Source organism: Streptomyces sp. NBC_00690 (assembly GCF_036226685.1).
Taxonomy (GTDB): Bacteria; Actinomycetota; Actinomycetes; order Streptomycetales; family Streptomycetaceae; genus Streptomyces.
The window spans coordinates 6,419,839-6,439,796 of sequence record NZ_CP109009.1; the positions used below are offsets into that span (position 1 = coordinate 6,419,839).

A 19,958-nucleotide genomic window follows, 5' to 3' on the forward strand; every position below is an offset into this window, starting at 1 on the left:
CCTGGTCTTTCAAGACGGCGGCCATCGCCTATGCTTGGGCTTGCTTCGGAGGTCCTCACGGGCCTGTTGAGGCTCGTCAGTCGTGCCATGAAGGAGGGTTGGGAACCATGCACTGCCCCTTCTGCAGGCACCCCGACAGCCGTGTCGTCGACAGCCGTACCACCGACGACGGGACGTCGATCCGGCGCCGCCGGCAGTGCCCGGACTGCGCTCGCCGATTCACCACGGTGGAGACGGCCTCGTTGATGGTGATCAAGCGCAGCGGGGTCACCGAGCCCTTCAGTCGCACCAAGGTCATCTCCGGAGTGCGCAAGGCGTGCCAGGGGCGACCGGTCACCGAGGATGCACTCGCCCAGCTCGGCCAACGGGTCGAGGAAGCGTTGCGCGCCACCGGTAGTGCCGAGCTGACCACGCACGATGTGGGGCTGGCCATACTCGGCCCTTTGCAGGAGCTCGACCTCGTGGCCTACCTGCGCTTCGCGTCCGTCTATCGGGCGTTCAACTCACTCGAAGACTTCGAGGCGGCCATCGCGGAGCTCCGCGTGAACAGGCCGCCCGCAGATGTGGGCGGGCCCGGCGAGACCCTTGAGGTCCCGGTGCCCGCAGCCGCCACCGACTAGGCGACGTCGAGCGACACCGCTCGACCCCGCCGGCCGAAGATCCCGGCCGGAAGCGGGGCGGCAACAAGATCTGTCCCGGGCGCCGTGCTGCGCCCGAGACATCAGACACAGATGCCCACGGGAAGATCTGGGCACTTCAGGGCGTTTTTGCCCGTATATGGGAGGCGGCATGACAGAGACGACGAGCGGTCCGGCACGAGGGTCCCGTACCAAGGGAGCCAAGGCGACCAAGGGCCTTCGTATCGAGCGCATCCACACCACCCCCGGCGTGCACCCGTACGACGAGGTGGTCTGGGAGCGGCGTGACGTCGTCATGACCAACTGGCGCGACGGCTCGGTCAACTTTGAGCAGCGTGGCGTCGAGTTCCCCGACTTCTGGTCGGTGAACGCGGTCAACATCGTCACCAGCAAGTACTTCCGCGGTGCAGTCGGTACCCCGCAGCGTGAAACTAGCCTGAGGCAACTGATCGACCGGATCGTGAAGACGTACCGCAAGGGCGGCGAGGACCACAAGTACTTCGCCTCTCCCGCGGACGCCGAGATCTTCGAGCACGAGCTGGCGTACGCCCTCCTGCACCAGGTCTTCAGCTTCAACTCGCCGGTCTGGTTCAACGTCGGCACGCCGCAGCCCCAGCAGGTCTCGGCCTGTTTCATCCTCTCGGTCGACGACTCCATGGAGTCCATCCTCGACTGGTACAAGGAAGAGGGCATGATCTTCAAGGGCGGCTCGGGCGCCGGCCTGAACCTGTCCCGCATCCGTTCCTCCAAGGAACTGCTCTCCTCCGGTGGCAACGCCTCCGGTCCCGTCTCCTTCATGCGGGGCGCCGACGCCTCCGCCGGAACGATCAAGTCCGGTGGGGCGACCCGTCGCGCCGCCAAGATGGTGATCCTCGACGTCGACCACCCCGACATCGAGGGCTTCATCGAGACCAAGGTCAAGGAAGAGGAGAAGATCCGCGCCCTGCGGGACGCGGGCTTCGACATGGACCTGGGCGGCGACGACATCACGTCCGTCCAGTACCAGAACGCCAATAACTCGGTCCGGGTGAACGACGAGTTCATGAAGGCCGTCGAGTCCGGTGGCAAGTTCGGTCTCCGGGCCCGGATGACCGGTGATGTCATCGAGGAGGTCGACGCCAAGGGCCTCTTCCGTAAGATGGCCGAGGCCGCCTGGGCCTGCGCCGACCCCGGCATCCAGTACGACGACACGATCAACCACTGGCACACCTGCCCCGAGTCCGGTCGTATCAACGGCTCGAACCCGTGCAGTGAGTACATGCACCTGGACAACACGTCCTGCAACCTCGCCTCGCTGAACCTCATGAAGTTCCTCAAGGACGACGGTGAGGGCCACCAGTCCTTCGAGATCGAGCGCTTCGCGCAGGTCGTCGAGCTGGTCATCACCGCGATGGACATCTCGATCTGCTTCGCGGACTTCCCGACCCAGAAGATCGGCGAGAACACCCGCGCCTTCCGTCAGCTGGGCATCGGGTACGCCAACCTCGGCGCGCTCCTGATGGCCACGGGCCACGCCTACGACAGTGACGGTGGCCGCGCCCTCGCCGGTGCCATCACCTCCTTGATGACGAGCACCTCCTACCGGCGCTCCGCGGAGCTCGCGGCCGTGGTGGGTCCGTACGACGGTTACGCCAGGAACGCTGCACCCCATAACCGGGTTATGCGGCAGCACGCCGACGCCAACACCAAGGCGATCCGCGTGGACGATCTGGACTCCCCGATCTGGGCCGCCGCCACCGAGGCATGGCAGGACGTGGTCCGCCTCGGGGAGCGGAACGGCTTCCGCAACGCGCAGGCGTCCGTCATCGCGCCCACCGGCACCATCGGTCTCGCGATGTCATGCGACACCACCGGTCTGGAGCCCGACCTCGCCCTGGTGAAGTTCAAGAAGCTCGTCGGCGGCGGCTCGATGCAGATCGTCAATGGCACGGTTCCGCAGGCCCTGCGCCGCCTGGGCTACCAGCCCGAGCAGATCGAGGCGATCGTCGCCCACATCGCCGAGAACGGCAACGTGGTCGACGCCCCGGCGCTCAAGACCGAGCACTACGACGTCTTCGACTGCGCCATGGGCGAGCGTTCCATCTCCGCGATGGGTCACGTCCGCATGATGGCCGCGATCCAGCCGTGGATCTCGGGCGCGCTGTCCAAGACGGTGAACATGCCCGAGTCGGCCACCGTCGAAGAGGTCGAGGAGATCTACTTCGAGGCGTGGAAGATGGGCGTCAAGGCGCTCGCGATCTACCGCGACAACTGCAAGGTCGGCCAGCCCCTCTCCGCGAAGACCAAGGAGAAGGTCGAGGTCACCGACATCACCAAGAAGACCGACGACACCATTCGGTCCGCGGTGGAGAAGGTCGTCGAGTACCGTCCGGTCCGCAAGCGTCTGCCCAAGGGCCGTCCCGGCATCACCACCTCCTTCACGGTCGGTGGAGCCGAGGGTTACATGACGGCGAACTCCTACCCGGACGACGGTCTGGGCGAGGTCTTCCTGAAGATGTCCAAGCAGGGCTCGACCCTCGCGGGCATGATGGACGCCTTCTCCATCGCCGTCTCCGTCGGCCTCCAGTACGGGGTTCCGCTCGAAACGTACGTCTCGAAGTTCACCAACATGCGCTTCGAGCCCGCGGGAATGACGGACGACCCGGACCTGCGGATGGCGCAGTCGATCGTCGACTACATCTTCCGCCGGCTGGCACTGGACTTCCTCCCCTTCGAGACGAGGTCCGCCCTCGGGATCCACTCGGTCGAGGAGCGCCAGCGCCACCTGGAGACCGGTTCATACGAGCCCACCGACGAAGAGCTCGACGTCGAGGGCTTGTCCCAGTCGGCACCGCTCCAGCAGGACCTGACGGTGGCGGCCCCGCCGCAGGCCGCCGCTCCTGCACCACAGCAGGTGCACACCTCCGCCGAACTGGTCGAAATGCAGTTGGGCATCAGCGCGGACGCCCCGCTGTGCTTCTCCTGCGGTACGAAGATGCAGCGCGCGGGTTCCTGCTACATCTGTGAGGGCTGCGGTTCGACCAGCGGTTGCAGCTAGGACAAACCGCTAGGACAAGAGCTAGGACAAAACGCCCCCCGGGTGTAGTGATCACGGCTCAGAGCGGCCCGGTCGAGAATTCGACCGGGCCGCTCTCTGTGGGTCGCTTCGTCGCAGTCGGGTGGCAGGGAGCCGACCGCCGGCTTGGCCCAAGGCCCCGCGCCTGATGAGAAGACGTCCTGTTCAGCCGGCTTGCAGCATTCGCACGGCGCGGGCCGAGTAGTTGGCCGAGTGCCCGTACGGACTCGACCCATCGGTTTCGGCCATGCCGGGTTCGGGTGCCAGATGAAGGCTCAGTTCCGGCCCATCAGGCCGATGAACGCCTCGGGATCGGTGTCGAGGCCACGAACCGTCTCATGGAACAGCCAGGTGCCCGATTCGCCCCGAACGAACTCCGCGACCACTGCGGCCGTGGAGTGGGGCACCTCGGACAGCGTGCTCTTCCACAGCTCCGTCGGGCCCTCCGCGATGCGTACCACCGTGTTGTTCACATCGCTGAACGCGCGCCGACGGTCGCGTTGCTGAATGACCACCCCGACGACGACCCGCCCGTAGGTCGCTGCGAGTCGCTCGAACTCCAGGGTCAGCACCTCGTCGGCGCCGAAGCCCTGCCCCGTCTGGCTGTCCCTGGTCAGGGTGATCGTCCCGTCGGGCGACCGACTGTCGAAGTGGACCACGTAGGCCGGGTCGCCGTGCGGTTCGTCCACGGTGTAGGTCGCAGCGACGAGATCGAGGTCGTGGGCGGGTTCACCCAGCGGACTCGGATCCCATCGAAGACTCACCTCGACCTTGCCGACGCCCTTGCTCAGGCTGCTCAACAGATGTCCCTTCCCCGTAACTTCCAGCAATTCTGGTTCTGTTGACCGTATCCGCTTGGTACCGGTCGGGGCGAGGAAATGTCTGGTCTACGCCCGTTCCGGGGGCGCGGGAGCCGGTGGGGGCGCGGGTTCTCTTTCGGCCGGTGCACCACAAGCACGGAGTACGCCCGGTAGCAGAGTGACCTCGGCCACCCCCTGGGCCTTACGATGGCGCGGTGCTGGTCAAGTGGATTCGTTGCACCGTGGTGGACCGTCGTGGGTTCGAGCGGGGGCAGCGGAAGTGGGCGGGGCTGCTGGGTGAGCCGGGGTTTCGGGGGCAGAGTGGTGGGTGGAGCAGAGTACGACCCCACACCGCTCACATATTCGCGTTCTGGGAATCCCGAGCGTTCTACGACTCCTTCATGGCGCGTTCCCACGATCGCTTGGCCTCAGGGCAGTCGGGGACGTTCAAGGACATGCAGGTCAAGTTGTTCGACTACCGATTCGATGTGAAGACGGGCTTCGAGCCGCGATTCACCGACGTCGATGTGGTCCGGGTCGCGCACTGCACGGTCCGTGCGGAGCGGGTCGAGCACTATGCGTTGATGCAGGAGAAGGTCTGGAACCCGGCGATGGCCGGCTCGCCCGGGATGGTGCGGGGATTCTTCGGAGAAGCGCCGGGCCACGAGTTCTTGGTGATGTCGATGTGGAAGTCCGCCGCCGAGCACGGCAAGTACCGCCGGGAACGCGTGGAGCGACTGCTTCTGCGGGCTCAGGCGGAAGCCGACATCGAGGCGCTCGCCGGTGATGTCGTCGCCCTCGAACCGTCCTGGACGGTCTGAGCCCTAGCGCGGCGCTCTGGCGGGGGCGGTCCCTCAGGGCCTGCTGGTGGTCTCGTGTCAGCGGGGAAGGCATGGGCGGCTGCTACTACCCTGTACTGATTTCTTCCGGTTTGTCGCTTCCGATGTGCCGCACCTCACCCGAGATGCGGGCCGGATCGAGCCGCCCGACCGCCCGCTTCGGCCGGGCCCGATCTAGGGTCGACGTATGGCAAGACCGCGACGCATCGTCCTCGTCCGACATGGTGAGTCGGAGGGGAACGCCGACGACACCGTGTACGAGCGCGAGCCCGATCACGCCCTGCGGCTGACGAGTACCGGAGTGGTACAGGCCGAAGAGGCGGGCGTTCGGCTCCGTGAATTGTTCGGGGGCGAACAGGTCAGCGTGTACGTCTCGCCCTATCGGCGCACCCATGAGACCTTCCGGGCGTTCGACCTCGATCCGTCCTTGGTCCGGGTGCGTGAGGAGCCCCGACTTCGCGAGCAGGACTGGGGAAACTGGCAGGACAAGGACGATGTCCAACTGCAGAAGACCTATCGGGACACGTACGGGCACTTCTTCTACCGCTTCGCCCAGGGCGAGTCGGGCGCCGATGTGTACGACCGAGTGGGCGCCTTCCTGGAAAGCCTTCATCGCAGTTTCGAATCCCCAGACCATCCGCCCAATGTGCTGCTGGTGACGCACGGTCTGACCATGCGGCTGTTCTGCATGCGTTGGTTCCATTGGACGGTCGCGGAATTCGAATCCCTCTCCAATCCCCGCAATGGAGAGATGCGGGTGCTTCAGTTGGGGGATGACGGGCGCTACACCCTTGACCTGCCCTTTGACCGCTGGCGCACCCCCGAACCGTATGGGACGGGCGGATAGGGTGACAGGAAGATGATCACTGACCTCTCTCCCGCCCGGCGACTCGCCCGGGCCCTGGACAGCCTGCGCGGCCTGGCCGTGGGGGATGCCCTGGGTGCCCGGTTCTTCGTGCCGTCCAACCATCCGCTGCTGAAGCGACGCGAAGTGCCGCCCGGTGACTGGCCGTGGACCGACGACACCGAGATGGCCTGTTCAGTCGTGGCCGTACTCGCCGAACACGGCAGGATCGACCAGGACGCCCTCGCCAGCTCCTTCGCCCGCCACCATGACATAGACCGCGGCTACAGCCCCACGGTCAACCGGATGCTGCGGCTCATCGGAGAGGGCGGCGATTGGCGGGAACTCGCGGTGGGTCTGTTCCAGGGGCAGGGTTCCTGGGGCAATGGTTCAGCCATGCGGACCGCCCCGCTCGGGGCCTGGTACGCCGATGACCCCGAGCAGGCCACGCACCAGGCTGAGATCTCCTCGTACACCACGCACCAGCACCGCGAGGCCGTGGTGGGCGCCATGGCCGTGGCCGGCGCCGCCGCCCTTGCTGCGGCTCCGACGGGTCCACCGTCGGCGGAGGAACTGTTGGACGGTGTGATCGCGCTGCTGCCGCGCAGTGCTGTGGGGGCGGGACTGCGCCGGGCCCGCGACATGCTCGACTACGACGACGCGGCGACCGTCGCCGCCGTCCTCGGCAGCGGACGACGGGCCAGCGCCCATGACACGGTTCCGTTCGCCCTCTGGTCGGCGGCACGGTCGCTGGGAGACTTCGAGAACGCGTTCTGGACCACGGTCGAGGTCGGCGGGGACATGGACACGACCTGTGCGATCGCGTGTGGAGTGGTCGCCGCCAGCAGTGGTGGGCAGCCGCCCGAGGCATGGCGCGGGCGGACCGAGGAACTCCCTGACTGGCTCCTGCGAATCCCTGACCGAGGGAAGTGATCGCCGCCCGTACGAGGTTCCTTCTGCTGCGAAGGCGCCCGGAGTGCGGGAAGCGTCCCCGGTGCGGGAAGTGTCACGGTCCTCATCCTGGAGGCCCGCGGCCGACGCACTACGTGCTGGCCTGAGCCTATCCTTCCGTCACGTGCGCCCCTGGATCACCGCCACTGATCCTCGTACGGCGTACGCAGACGAGTCTTCGCGGTCGTCGGGCTCCCTGGTCGAGCAACCCGACCTGTGGGGGAGGGGGATACGCGTCCGACGTACGCGCCGCAGGAGACACAGCCGACGAACCAGAGCCGTCGCCGAAGAGCGCCGAGGCGCCCGCGCCGTCCGGTGAGTCGAACGACCCATGGGCAACACCCGGCCCGAAGAAGCACCGGAGCGAATCCACCTCCTGGGCCGTGACCGTACGCTCTTGACCCCCGGCCCCGGCCGCCACCTTGTGGTCAGCGCTGGCCACCGGTGTGCTCTGTGCCTCGCTCCTGGGCGAAGGGCTCGGGGTGAATCTGCTGCTCGTGGCCATGACCACCACGCTCGCAGCTTCCTTCGCCGCACGTCGGGCGGGCCGCAGACCGCGGCCCTGGACATGGGGGTGGGCCCTGGGCGGAGTCGCCCTCCTGGCGGTGCCCGCCCTACGGGACGCCGGGTGGCCCACCTTCCTCGCCGTGATCGCCGCGCTCGCCGCCGCCACCCTCGCCCTGCACGGAAGCCGCACCTGGCTCGGGGAGTCCTCCTCGGCTCGGTGGGATTGCTGAACTCGCTCATCCTCGGCGTCGAGTGGGCGCGGCGCGGGCTCCCCGATCGTCTCAGCGGCTCCCGTGGACGCTGGGGGCCGGCGGTGCGCACCCTGGCGATCGCCGCCGTACTGCTGGACCTGCTCTTCGCGGTGTTCATCGCCGTGCAACTCGCGGTCCTCTTCGGGGCTACGACAAGATCTTGAAGGAGACCGGTCTCACCTACGCCGAGTACGCCCGCCAGGGCTTCTGGCAACTCCTGTGCGCGACCCTGCTGACGCTGCTCGTGATCGCACTAGCCCTGCGCTGGGCACCGCGAGCAGACCCGCGCGATCGGACCCTCGTACGAGCGGTTCTGGGGGCCCTGTGCCTGCTCACCCTTGTCGTTGTGCTGGCCGCCCTACGACGCATGAACCTGTACGTCGATGCCTACGGGCTCACTCGACTGCGGATCTCGGTCGCCGCCATGGAGATCTGGTTGGGGCTGGTGATCGTACTGATCATGGTCGCCGGTCTGGTCGGGGCCACCTGGCCTGCCTCGCGCGGTCGCTGCGAGCGCCGGAGCGGCCGTCCTCGCCTTCGGACTGATGTCGCCGGACGTCATCGTGGCCGAGTGGTACGTACAGCGCTTCGAGCGCACCGGCAAGATCGACATCGAGCACTTCCAGCAACTCTCAGCGGACGCCGTGCCCGCTCTTGACCAACTGCCCGAGCCGTGGCGCTCCTGCGCCCTGAAGGGGATCGCCACGGACCTCAAGGGCGACGAAAGGGCTTGGTACGCGACCAGTTGGGGGCAGGTCCGCGCTCGGGAGATCCTGGCGCAACGCGGGATCGGAGCCCGTCCGGTCTGTGCCGATGGCAACGGATACCGTGCAGTGAACGGTGACCGTGCGGCGTCGGGCACTGGCTGAAGCTGCTCGGCGCCGCGGAGTGGATTCCGAGAAGGATCGCCCTGGGCGGTAGTCCCGGTCGTCCGATCATGACCAGATGCCACGCGGTTGTGTCGCTCGATTCTTTGCGTTCCCAAAGATCTAGAAGGCTCTCGGATGTGGTGGTGATGGGTGGCCGCAAAGGTCTGCTCACCGCTCAATTTCACTGTCAGAATGGGGATGATGGTGTCCAGGGGGGAGGTAGCTCCATGCCTGGTGATCAAGCCGATCTGATGAGTCAGTGTGCGTAAGTGAATACTTACCTAGGGTCTCTTTCGGTGTGAAGGGTGAGAGCTCTCGGCACTGCGGCTCCCGGCGGCGGCGGGGGACCCGACACCTCCGTGCAGGCCGTGAATCGGCAACGGGTTTCACCAGCAGGACACCGATGGGCCGCCCCGAATTCGCGAGTGACGACAGCAAGAAGGGAATCCGGTTGCCGTGGTCCGGGTGGGGCGGCGTAACCTGGCTGGCGCCATGCCGTACGAACCACCCACACACACAGTCGAGCGCTCGATCCGAGCGACCACCGGCGCCAAGGTCATTGCTGGTGTCGACGAGGTCGGACGGGGGGCGTGGGCCGGTCCCGTCACGGTGTGCGCAGCCATCACCGGACTGCGCCAGCCTCCCGCCGGACTCACCGACTCCAAGCTGCTGAGCCCCAAGCGTCGCAATCAAATCGCGGCCGAACTGGAAACCTGGGTCACCGCCCATGCACTCGGGCACGCCTCGCCCGAAGAGATCGACCAGCTGGGGATGACCGCAGCCCTACGGCTCGCAGCGTGCCGCGCACTCGATGCGCTACCGGTGCGCCCGGACGCGGTCATCCTCGACGGGAAGCACGACTACCTCGGCTCTCCCTGGCAGGTCCGCACGGTGATCAAAGGGGACCGCTCGTGCATCGCGGTGGCGGCAGCGTCCGTCATCGCCAAGGTACGTCGCGACGCGATGATGGCCGAGCTGCCCGGCGAGTTCGCGGACTTCGCCTTCGCCGCCAATGCGGGATACCCCTCGCCCGTGCACAGGGCCGCGCTGGAAGAACTGGGGCCCACGCCCTACCACCGACTTTCCTGGGCCTATTTGGACGCGCTGCCCCGGTGGCAGCACCTCAAGAAGGTCCGGGTTCCCGTCAACGCGGCGGAAGGCGAGAGCGAGGGCCAGCTCGGCTTCGACTTCTGAACCGGTCCGTCGAACGGACCGATCGCACTTTCGTGCCCACCCGCCTATGCCATTCGAACCGGCATTTGATAGACATCCACCCATGCCTCTCATCCCCGAGGAGCCTCACATTCACGAGAGCGCCCAGGGTCCCCGCGTCACTCCGGCCACCGGCCGCACCGCGCCGACCCCTCGTCCCGTACCCGGTCCGCGTTCCATGGCGACCCCCCGTCCCAGCGGCCAGGGGGCCACGGCGGTCAAGCCCGCACCGCCACAACGCACGTCGTCCCCTGGCGGCCAGCCCCTCACTGCTGTCGCCGAGGCCGGCCCTCAGCCCCAGATCCAACTGATCCCCGCGCCCGCGGAAGGCGCACTCGACGCCGCCGACGAGACGGTGGACCTCCTGCTCGACACGGGGCGCGCTCCCGGTGATGTGCTGGTGCTGACCACGGGGCAATCGCACCCGTGGGCCGCGCACGAGAGGTCCTTCGGCGAAGCGGCCTACTGGGCCCAGCACGACGCCGGTGATGATGTCTTCTATGCGGACGTCACCGCCGTCGAGCGCGCTCGGTCGAGGCCGGTGGTGATCGTGGCCGTCAACGGTGGCGGCGACGATGACGCCGCGCGTACCTTGCCGGCCGCGCTGGCCAAAGCGGGTGCACTGTTGATCGTGTGCGGAGATCCGCAGCGCGTCAACAGCGCCCTGGGCGTTGCCGTCTGAGGCTGTGCGCGCGCACTGCTCGGACATGTATCTCGCCGGTGCTCATGCCTTGGCGCGGAACGTCGGTGGGTACGGTGCGGCTCGCCGTTCTGCTGTGTCAGCAGTCGGCGGCGAGCCGACGAACGATGCTCTGAGCGCGGCGGAGTGAGTTCGTGGGCCACCGTGTGGCGTCGACCGCTGGTCGCCCCGAGGCGCAGAAGTCCTGTCGAGCGGGCAGGGCCGTGCGGCGGCTCGTACGGGTCTTGATCAGAGCAAATGTCAGAGGTCCCCGGGCATGGTGCCCGGGGACATCAGCGTGCTGCCGTGCGACGCAGCATCTCGGATGCGCCGCTGGCGGTGCGTAGTTTCATCGGCTCGGCCGCTGCCGATACTTCGGCCAGGTCACCAGGGGTCGAGGTGGAGTTGGGGCGTCGCCCGCCCCGCCCCTCTCCCAGTACCTGCCAGCCGCCCCGGGTCAGAGTGATGTAGGCACCGCACCGCAACCCGTGCAGGGTGCACGCATCGCGGAGCCCCCACATCCAGGCACCGTCCTCCTCGGTCCACCGCTCGTCACCCTCACGGCAGTAGAGGAGCACGGCCGTTCGCACCGGGGTGCGGCGGCGTAGATCGTGCGGAATCACCCGACGGAGATTGGCCAGCAGCGCGTTTCGAAACTCCCAGCCGTCCGCCAAGGCGGTACGACGGGTGAACGATGCACTGGCGGTGAGCCGTTCCTCGGGATCGAGCACAGCGACGACGGCTGTCGTCAACGTCGGCTGGTGGCGGGCATGCAGCCCGCTGACCACCTCTCTGGGGTTACGCAGGAGCGGGATACCCGCTTCCGCCCATTCCCCAGGTTGAAGCATCCTGGCGAGGCGGCTGGCGGAGTTGGCCCTGGCGGTGATTGAGGTGGCTGCGGACGAAGCGAATCCGAAGGTCACAGTCCTCCCTTCGCATACGCGCCCACAGTGCGGGCAGGGTCGGGTGAGGGCGCACCGCGACACAGCCCTGTGAGACCGCGAACGGGCTGTGCGGGGAGCAGTTCAATTCTTCCTGGCCCGTCCGGATGCGGCAACGAGCAATTTGGCATCAGCGGCGGGAATCTGCGGGTATGCCTCTCATATCCCTTCCCACAAAAGCCGCCTGTGACCCCTCCTGTGTCCTCCTGATGTCACGCCTGAACCGCCAGGACCAGCGGAAACACCCCCGTCGCTCCAGCCTTCAGCAGGAGTCGGGCCGCCACAGCCAAGGTCCAACCAGATTCAGAAATATCATCGACCAGGAGAACGGGGCCGCCCCCGCTGAGGGCCTCCGCCAGACCTGGCGGTACGACGAAGGCGTCGTACAAGGTTCGCACGCGCTGAGCGCTGTTCGTACGCGAGGGTCGGGACTCCATGCCCTCCGGGGTGTAGGCCACCGAGCCCAGCAGCGGCAAGCGACCCACCTCGGCGATGCGCGCACCCAGAGAACCGACCAACTCAGGGCGGCTTCGGGAAGCCACGGTCACCACGCCGATCGGACGGGCAGGCGCGTCAGCTGCCCCGGACGCCCAGCCCCCCGGGCCCTTCGCCCAGTCGGCGAGCACTGTCACGACAGCCTGGGCCACATCATCCGGGATGGGGCCGTCGGACGCCTGCGGAGCCAGCAGCGGCCGTAGCCGGTTGCCCCAGCCGATGTCGGAGAGCCGGCCCAGCGCCCGCCCGGCGGAAGCCTGCTCGGAGACGGGGATCCGGCCCTTGAGCCCGACGCCCACGGACGCGAGCCCCGTCGGCCACATCTTCCGGGGCTCCACCTCGACACCCGGCCGGCTGAGCTCACCGCGGGCGGCTTCCAGGGCCGCATCCGAAACCTTGTCGCTGAACCGACCGCCCGCACAGTTGTCGCAGCGCCCACAGGGTGTTGCTGCCTCGTCGTCCAACTGCCTTCGGAGGAACTCCATCCGGCACGCCGAGGATCGCGCGTACTCCCGCATCGCCTGCTGTTCGACCTCCCGCTGCTTGGCCACCCGGGCGAAACGGTCGGCGTCGTAGGTCCAGGGCTGACCGGTGGCCGTCCAACCGCCCTTGACCCGCCGCACCGCCCCGTCCACGTCCAGCACCTTCAGCATGGTCTCCAGCCTGGTGCGCCGCAGGTCCACGAGCGGTTCGAGCGCGGGCAGGGAGAGCGGACGATCCGAACGCGCCAACACATCGAGCGTGCGCCGGACCAACTCCTCAGGAGGAAAGGCGACCGAGGCGAAGTACTTCCAGATCGCTTCGTCCTCCTTGCCCGGCAACAGGAGCACCTCGGCGTGCTCCACACCACGGCCGGCGCGCCCCACCTGCTGGTAGTAGGCGATCGGCGAGGAAGGTGAGCCCAGGTGGACGACGAATCCGAGGTCGGGCTTGTCGAAACCCATGCCGAGCGCGGAGGTTGCCACGAGGGCCTTGACCCGGTTGGCGAGGAGGTCGTCCTCGGCCTGCTGGCGGTCGGCGTTCTCCGTGCGACCGGTGTACGAGGTGACCACATGCCCGCTGCGGCGAAGGCTGGTGGTGACTTCCTCGGCCGCGGCGACCGTGAGTGTGTAGATGATTCCGGATCCTGGCAGCTCCCCGAGATGGTCGGCGAGCCAGGCCAGCCGGGTGGCCGCATCGGGCAGTTGCAGGACGCCCAGACTCAGGCTCTCCCGATCCAACGGGCCGCGGAGCACCAGGGCTTCGGACTCTCCACCTGCGCCACCACCCGTGCCCAGCTGTTCGGCGACGTCAGCCGTGACACGGGCGTTGGCCGTCGCAGTCGTCGCCAGCACGGGAACATCAGAGGGCAGTTCGGCCAACATGGTGCGAAGCCGACGGTAGTCGGGGCGGAAGTCGTGACCCCAGTCGGAGATGCAGTGGGCCTCGTCCACCACGAGCAGCCCGGTGGCGGCGGCGAGTTGGGGCAGCACCTCGTCCCGGAAGCCAGGGTTGTTCAGACGCTCCGGGCTGACGAGCAGAACATCGACGCCGCCTGCGGCGATCTCCTGTTGGATCTGGGCCCACTCCTCGCTGTTCGACGAGTTGATCGTCCGGGCGTTGATCCTCGCCTTGGCGGCTGCTTCCACCTGGTTGCGCATGAGGGCGAGCAGTGGGGACACGATGACGGTCGGGCCGCTGCCCCGTCGACGCAGCAACGAGGTCGCCACGAAGTAGACCGCGGACTTGCCCCACCCCGTCCGTTGAACGACCAGCGCCCGACGTTTCTGAGCGACGAGCGCCTCGATCGCACGCCACTGGTCGTCACGCAGCCGAGCTCGGCCCGTGTCGTCCGAGACGAGACGGGCCAGGACGGCGTCGGCCTCCGCCCGCAGACCCGCGAGGTCAGTGATGTCGACCGGGTCGGTGGAACGCCTGTCATCCGTTTGGTCTGCGTTGGTCATGGCTCCATGCAACAGGACGACACCGACAATGCGCGAACGGTGTCTCCACCCTGTGGATAACGTTATCCACAGGGGTCGCGGGGCTGGAGGCGGCACGGGATCGTCGTGGCCATGAACAGCCACCATGAATCCATGGGTACCGATGAGCAGCAGGTCACCCTGCGTAGTGCCGCCGAACTGGCCGATGCGCTGCCCTACGTCCTGGGATATCACCCGAGCGACTCGATCGTCGTCGTAGCACTGCATGGCAGCCGGGGCCGCTTCGGCGCCCGCGTGCAGCTGGGCATTCCGCCCTCACCGTTGGAATGGCCCTCGGTCTCGCAGCAACTCGCGGAATGCCTGATCGAAGGCAGCGAGCGTCACGGCCGCCGCCCCGACGGCATCGTCGTCTTTCTCTGCCAGGACCCCGCCGACAACGAGAGCGCCCGAGCGGCGATGGAGCGGCTACGACCGCTCTCCCACTCGCTGAGGACCGCGTGCGGTGCTCTCGACGTCCCGGTCTACGAGGCGCTGTGCATCTCCGCAGGACAGTTCTGGTCGTACTGCTGCCCCGATGACCGTTGCTGCCCCTCGGAGGGAAACGAGCTGGCGATTCCGGGTACGTCCGTCATGGCCGCTGCGGCGGCCTACGCAGGAGTCCAGGTGCGGGGATCGCAACGGGAGCTGGAGGCGCGACTACGGCCTCCCTCGGTGGGATCCAAGACGGATCAGCGCAGGGCGCTGGACAGGGCGGGCACCGCGATGGTGACCCGACTGCTCGAAGGAGGTGCACGGACGGCGATCTCCGACGAGACCCTGGCGCTGGCGGGTGTGGTGATGGCGCGGATCGCCGGAACGCACCCATCGGCGGCTGACTACGAGGCTGACGTCGAGGACGACTCCCTCCTCACGGTGGACGAGGCCGCCCTCCTGATCCATGGACTTCAGGACCGGGAAACCCGGGACAAAGCCGCCCGATGGTCCGAAGGCTCCGCCGCCGAATCTGCACTGCGGCTCTGGCGGGCCCTGTCGCGACGGTGCGTCAGCCCGTACGCGGAGTATGCCGCTCCAACCCTGACCCTCGCGGGCTGGACGACATGGTCCCTCGGGGACAAACCCGCTGCCAGGGTCGCCTTCGGACTCGCCCTCAGCAGGGACCCTCAATACATCCTTGCCCGACTTTTCCAACAGGCGTGCAACCAGGATCTCGACGTGGAGACCGTCCGCCAGTGCCTTCGCGTGGGTCACGGCCAGGCCATCGCCGCCACCACAGTGGCTGGACGAACGGCATCGGAGGCGCGAGAAGATCAGTCGTCAACGGTGCTCCCGCCCGTGCCCGAGGCGAACGCACGGTCGAAGGCGACCGCCGAAACCGTTGAGAGCACCGATACGGGCAAACCCTCCGAGGTGCAGATGACTATCGCCATCTCGGCGGAGAAGTCCGCACCGATCATCGCGCAGCACGACTCCACGGACTCCCGGCGGCGCCCGAGGCAGGCTCCGAAGAAGCACCCGGAGCCTTTGCGAACAGGGCGCAGTCGACCGCCTTCGCCCGCGAAGCCGCGCAAGGCCGACCGGGCCCGGCCTGGCAGCACTCGCGTCGACCGGGCACGGCGGCACGATCCGGATCGCCGGGAAACGGAGAAGGAGGGATGAAGATCGTCACCGTGCGCCAGTCTGCTGCGCCCAGACCTGATCGCACCTCATTCGTGTCAAACGCACCGCAGGCGCGGAGAGACGAAGCAGGCTTGCCCAGGAGCCTCTTCGGTCCGGGCGAAGCGGAAGTAAAGAAGAGCTCCCGGGCAGGGAAAGCCGCGTTTATCGTCAGGCAGACGACTATGATCACGGCATGCCTCCCTACGACCCGTCGGCCTATCCCCCCTTCGCAGTCACCGTCGACCTGGTCGTGCTCACCGTGCGACGTCATGCGCTCTGTGCACTGGTCGTACGCCGTGGAGAGTCGCCCTTCCAGGGACGCTGGGCCCTTCCCGGCGGCTTCGTGCGGGGAGAGGAGGACCTGGCGGCTGCCGCAGCCCGAGAACTCGCCGAGGAGACCGGGCTCTATGCCCACGATCCCCACTCCCCGGCCTCCGGCAACGGTGCGCACCTGGAGCAACTCGCCACCTACGGTGACCCGATGCGTGACCCCCGTATGAGAGTGGTGAGCGTCGCGCACCTGGTGCTGGCTCCGGATCTGCCCGCACCACGACCGGGCGGCGATGCGAACAGCGCGCGGTGGGCCTTCGTTGAGGATCTGCTCAGTCAGGACAGCGGATCGGGACGCGAGGGGGAGTCGCCCGCACCACTGGCGTTCGACCATGCGCGCATCCTTGCGGACGGAGTGGAGCGCGCCCGGTCAAAGATCGAGTACTCCTCCCTGGCTACCGCCTTCTGCCCACCGGAGTTCACGGTGGGGGAGTTGCGCAGGGTGTACGAGGCCGTGTGGGGGGTCGCGCTCGACCCGAGGAACTTCCACCGCAAGGTGACCGGCACGCCAGGGTTCCTGGTGCCATCCGGTGGCACCACCACGCGGCAGGGAGGGCGTCCCGCACAACTCTTTCGGGCCGGTGGCGCCACCGTGCTCAACCCGCCGATGCTCCGACCGGAGGTCTGACGGGAGTTCTGACGGGAGGTCTGGCACAAGGCGTCTGACGGGTGTTCAGCCCTGCGCGCCCATGTCGACGGTGGCAAGGGCTCCAGGGGCCGACGCGGGAAGGCGGACGGGCCTCATGGGTCCGGAGCAGGACTTTCGGCGGCGGCTCTGCGGTGCAGTCGCGGGGGCGAGCCACACATTCATGAACCGTCGCCGATCAACCGTGACCACTGACCTGTAGGGGAGTTCCCTCGCCGGGAGCCGGGAGCCGGGAGCCGGGAGCCGGGAGCCGGGAGCCGGGAGCCGGGAGCCGGGAGCCGGGAGCCGGGAGCCGGGAGCCGGGAGCCGGGAGCCGGGAGCCGGGAGCCGGGAGCCGGGAGCCGGGAGCCGGGAGCCGGGAGCCGGGAGCCGGGAGCCGGGAGCCGGGAGCCGGGAGCCGGGAGCCGGGAGCCGGGAGCCGGGAGCCGGGAGCCGGGAGCCGGGAGCCGGGAGCCGGGAGCCGGGAGCCGGGAGCCGGGAGCCGGGAGCCTTTGGGGCGGGTGCGTTTCGGCGGTGGCGCATGGAGCCTCAGCGCCGTGATGAAGGGCTCTCGGCACCGAGAGCGCATCTCCTGGGCATGGCCAGGCGTCCGGCGCGGGGCGTTGGACTGGTTGCTCCCGGCTGCGGTGTACAGGTCGGGGCGTGTGACTGGGGTGAGGGTGCATGTGGTCGTGGGCCCTCGGCGCCTCAATGCCGCCCATGACGCGCTGAGGGGCTGGGTGGTCCGCTGCGCCGCCCAGGGCTCGCATTGGCACCCCGGGCGCACCGAAGTGCCCGTGGTGCGGCAGGGAGCCTTCTGGGCGCCTTGGCGGGGTCGGTAGGGACTGGGTCGCGCACCGAGAGAGGCTGGACACGCAAGGGTGCTCGGACTCGCCGCCCCTTTCAGGGCGGAGTCCGAGCACGGGGCAGGCCAGCCAAACACGGGGCAGGCCAGCCAAACACGGGGCAGGTCAGGCAAAAGAGGGGCCGGGGCGGGGGAGGGGAGGGGGCGGGGGCCCAGGCAGGGTGGAACCCGCGGCAAGCGAATTCCCACCCTGAACGATCACCACCCCCACCCGCCATCACCAATGCCGCACGGAGCTTTGCCGCGGCCCGCCAGTGCCGCGAGTGAAGCGAGTGCTGAAGCGAAATCCCTCAGAAGGGCTCTTGCGTAGAAAGTCGCGAATGTCGCGTTATCTTGCTCCGGTGCCCGTGCCGCCGCTCCGCGGTCTTGCTTCCGCCTTCCGGGAGGGAAGAGATGCTTCAGGCCATCGGACTCACCAGCAGGCCCGGGCGATCGGGCCCACCCGCCGTTCGGGACCTCAGCTTCGAGGCCGGGCCGGGGCAGGTCACGGCCCTGTTCGGGCCCGCCGGGGCGGGCAAGTCCACGGCGCTTCGCCTCATGTTGGAGCTTGAGCCTGGTCGTGGCATCACCTACTTCCGCGGGAACCCCCTCCATCGAATCGCCCATCCGGCCCGGGAGGTGGGGGCGCTCCTGGGCGACGTACCCGGGCATCCGGCCCGCACGGCGCGTGGACAACTCCGGATGCTCTGTGCCGCGGCGGGGGTTGCGTTGGCCCGTGCTGATGAGTTGCTCCGGGACATCGGCCTCACAGCTCTGGGCGACCAACGCCTCGACGCCCTGCCGCTGGCCGCTGACCGCAGACTCGGCATCGCCGCTGCTCTGCTCGGCGCTCCCCAGACCCTGCTGTTGGACGAGCCGGGGAGGGGGCTCACCGCACGGGAACAGGCTTGGCAGTACGGATTGATGCGTGCTCACGCAGACCGAGGTGGAACGGTCCTGTGGACGACCCATGACCCGAAGGAGGCGGCCCGGATCGGGGACCGTGTGGTCACTGTGGACGAGGGAAGATTGATCGCGGACCAGGAGGTCGTTGACTTCGCGCGAACCAGGCTGCGCCCGCGCGTCGTCGTGTGCACTCCCTATGCCGCACGCCTGGCCTCACTTCTGCACCGCGAGGCGCGGGTTGCCAGGCGATCCGTCGAAGTGGTCGTTGACGCGGGCAGCGAACTCTCCGTCTACGGCAGCAACTGCGCCGAGGTGGGGGAGATCGCGTACCGCCATCGTGTCCTCGTACACCGCCTCACAGAGGAGACGGGCGGCTCGATCGTCCCCGGTCACGCGGGCGGCGGCACGCGGGAGCGGAGCCAACGCCAAGACCGGATTGCCATCGCTCCACTTCCGCCGCAGCTCCAGCAGGCCCCCGACCGCATGCATCCTTCCCACTCGGCCAGGGGAAACGGCGAGCATCCAGAAGGTGAGGCCAAGGAGGGTGAGGCCAAGAGCAAGAGCCGGGTGCCCGCTGTTGCGCTGGCCGCGGCTCCCGGGCAAGGTGTCGAGCGATCCGGACACTCGTCGCCGCCCTCGGCCGGGCCGAGCCCCGGGTCCGTCTCTGCGGTTGAGCTGATTCCGAGCCAGCCGCCGAGTCAGCCGCCGCGTCGCCCCCTCCGCAGCCCGTTGCGTCCAGTCCGCTATGAACTGTTGCGATTGCTCGGCGTTCGAACCGCTGCGTTGGTCTTCGGCGCCGCCCTCCTGGTCTCCCCGGTCCTGTGTCTGTTGCTCGCCCGCTCTCGTGAAGTCCCGGTGCCGGTCGCCATCGCTGCCTGGCCAGATTTTCTCCCCCTGCCTCCAGCGGCTCTCTGCGCCGGTCTGATCGGAGCGCTCTCCTTCGGTGAGGAGTTTCGCTATCCGGTACTGGCCGCTCGCGGCACGGTGCCCCGCAGGGTTGCCCTGCTGCTCGCCAAGATGCTGGTCACGGGAGCCGTCGCGGTGCTGATCGCGCTGCTGGTCGCGGGCATCGACACACAGGTGCTCGCCGTCGTCTACGGCCGGGAGGCGATCGTCGTCCAAGGGAACCTGCCGGCGCTACTGATGCATTGGTGCGCCCTGGCCATTGGGTGTGCCTGGGCCGGACTGCTGGCTGCCGGTGTCTTCCGTGTCACCGCGGCGGGTGTGGCCGCAGTGATGTTCGTACCGGTCGTCATCGCACCTCTTGTGCGGCAGGCGTCCGTCGTCCCGTCAGCGCGTTCGACGGCCGGGCTCCCTGACAGGGTGCGTGAGCTGGCCTGGTTCTGGTTGCCGCACCAGACCGACGACCTGCTGCTGGCGGGGGTCCGCATGCTGGCCCAACCCGTCGGAACAGCCCTGGGGTTGTCGTTGGCTGTCCTGGTCTGCATGTTTGTGTTCGTCGGGCTTCGCCGGAGAACGCATTGCTGATCGCCCGCGATCGAGGTGGGGCAATCTGCCGGTAACTCCCTTGAGTACGCCCGTTTATCTCCGATAAGTCGTCAATTATGGGGGAAGCACCGATCACCCTTTCGTG

At 68.0% G+C, this 19,958-nt stretch carries 13 protein-coding genes and 1 pseudogene; 11 read left to right on the forward strand and 3 right to left on the reverse strand.

Annotated elements, in window-relative coordinates; genetic code table 11:
- The first annotated feature begins 107 nt into the window (after positions 1 to 107).
- Positions 108 to 620, forward strand: a complete 513-nt coding sequence (gene nrdR / locus OID54_RS28185) for a transcriptional regulator NrdR (protein ID WP_329023973.1) — start codon at positions 108 to 110, stop codon at positions 618 to 620.
- Positions 621 to 789: 169 nt separating this feature from the next.
- Positions 790 to 3,675 carry a vitamin B12-dependent ribonucleotide reductase gene (locus tag OID54_RS28190; RefSeq protein WP_329023975.1) on the forward strand — a complete coding sequence of 962 codons (2,886 nt, stop codon included), beginning with the start codon at positions 790 to 792 and terminating at the stop codon, positions 3,673 to 3,675.
- 293 nt (positions 3,676 to 3,968) lie between these two features.
- On the opposite strand, the gene OID54_RS28195 is transcribed toward OID54_RS28190, so the two are convergent.
- Complete coding sequence (locus OID54_RS28195) at positions 3,969 to 4,493, reverse strand: TerD family protein (RefSeq protein ID WP_329023977.1); 525 nt, start codon at positions 4,491 to 4,493, stop codon at positions 3,969 to 3,971.
- Between the two features lie 215 nt (positions 4,494 to 4,708).
- Here OID54_RS28195 and OID54_RS28200 point away from each other — a divergent pair, with 215 nt between their 5' ends.
- From OID54_RS28200 to OID54_RS28225, 6 genes and pseudogenes are all read left to right on the forward strand, one after another.
- Positions 4,709 to 5,314, forward strand: a complete 606-nt coding sequence (locus OID54_RS28200) for a YdbC family protein (protein ID WP_329023979.1) — start codon at positions 4,709 to 4,711, stop codon at positions 5,312 to 5,314.
- A 205-nt stretch (positions 5,315 to 5,519) separates the two neighbouring features.
- Positions 5,520 to 6,179 carry a histidine phosphatase family protein gene (locus OID54_RS28205; RefSeq protein ID WP_329023981.1) on the forward strand — a complete coding sequence of 220 codons (660 nt, stop codon included), beginning with the start codon at positions 5,520 to 5,522 and terminating at the stop codon, positions 6,177 to 6,179.
- 12 nt (positions 6,180 to 6,191) lie between these two features.
- Positions 6,192 to 7,109, forward strand: a complete 918-nt coding sequence (locus OID54_RS28210) for an ADP-ribosylglycohydrolase family protein (RefSeq protein ID WP_329023982.1) — start codon at positions 6,192 to 6,194, stop codon at positions 7,107 to 7,109.
- Between the two features lie 440 nt (positions 7,110 to 7,549).
- Positions 7,550 to 8,754 (forward strand): annotated as a pseudogene (locus OID54_RS28215) (DUF4153 domain-containing protein).
- Between the two features lie 492 nt (positions 8,755 to 9,246).
- Positions 9,247 to 9,948 carry a ribonuclease HII gene (locus tag OID54_RS28220; protein WP_329023983.1) on the forward strand — a complete coding sequence of 234 codons (702 nt, stop codon included), beginning with the start codon at positions 9,247 to 9,249 and terminating at the stop codon, positions 9,946 to 9,948.
- A gap of 82 nt (positions 9,949 to 10,030) precedes the next feature.
- Positions 10,031 to 10,648 (forward strand): hypothetical protein, encoded by a 618-nt coding sequence (locus OID54_RS28225; RefSeq protein WP_329023985.1) that lies wholly within the window; start codon positions 10,031 to 10,033, stop codon positions 10,646 to 10,648.
- Between the two features lie 290 nt (positions 10,649 to 10,938).
- Here OID54_RS28225 and OID54_RS28230 read toward each other — a convergent pair whose 3' ends face one another.
- Positions 10,939 to 11,568, reverse strand: a complete 630-nt coding sequence (locus tag OID54_RS28230) for a hypothetical protein (protein WP_329023986.1) — start codon at positions 11,566 to 11,568, stop codon at positions 10,939 to 10,941.
- A gap of 230 nt (positions 11,569 to 11,798) precedes the next feature.
- A complete protein-coding gene (locus OID54_RS28235) occupies positions 11,799 to 14,024 on the reverse strand; it encodes a RecQ family ATP-dependent DNA helicase (protein WP_329023987.1) in 2,226 nt (741 codons plus the stop codon).
- Between the two features lie 132 nt (positions 14,025 to 14,156).
- Here OID54_RS28235 and OID54_RS28240 point away from each other — a divergent pair, with 132 nt between their 5' ends.
- The 3 genes from OID54_RS28240 (at position 14,157) to OID54_RS28250 (ending at position 19,852) form a co-directional block, all read left to right on the forward strand.
- On the forward strand, positions 14,157 to 15,659 hold the full coding sequence (locus OID54_RS28240; protein WP_443055686.1) for a DUF4192 domain-containing protein: 1,503 nt from the start codon (positions 14,157 to 14,159) through the stop codon (positions 15,657 to 15,659).
- Positions 15,660 to 15,852: 193 nt separating this feature from the next.
- Complete coding sequence (locus OID54_RS28245) at positions 15,853 to 16,617, forward strand: NUDIX hydrolase (RefSeq protein WP_329023990.1); 765 nt, start codon at positions 15,853 to 15,855, stop codon at positions 16,615 to 16,617.
- A 1,255-nt stretch (positions 16,618 to 17,872) separates the two neighbouring features.
- A complete protein-coding gene (locus OID54_RS28250; protein ID WP_329023991.1) occupies positions 17,873 to 19,852 on the forward strand; it encodes an ATP-binding cassette domain-containing protein in 1,980 nt (659 codons plus the stop codon).
- The last annotated feature ends 106 nt before the right edge of the window (positions 19,853 to 19,958 follow it).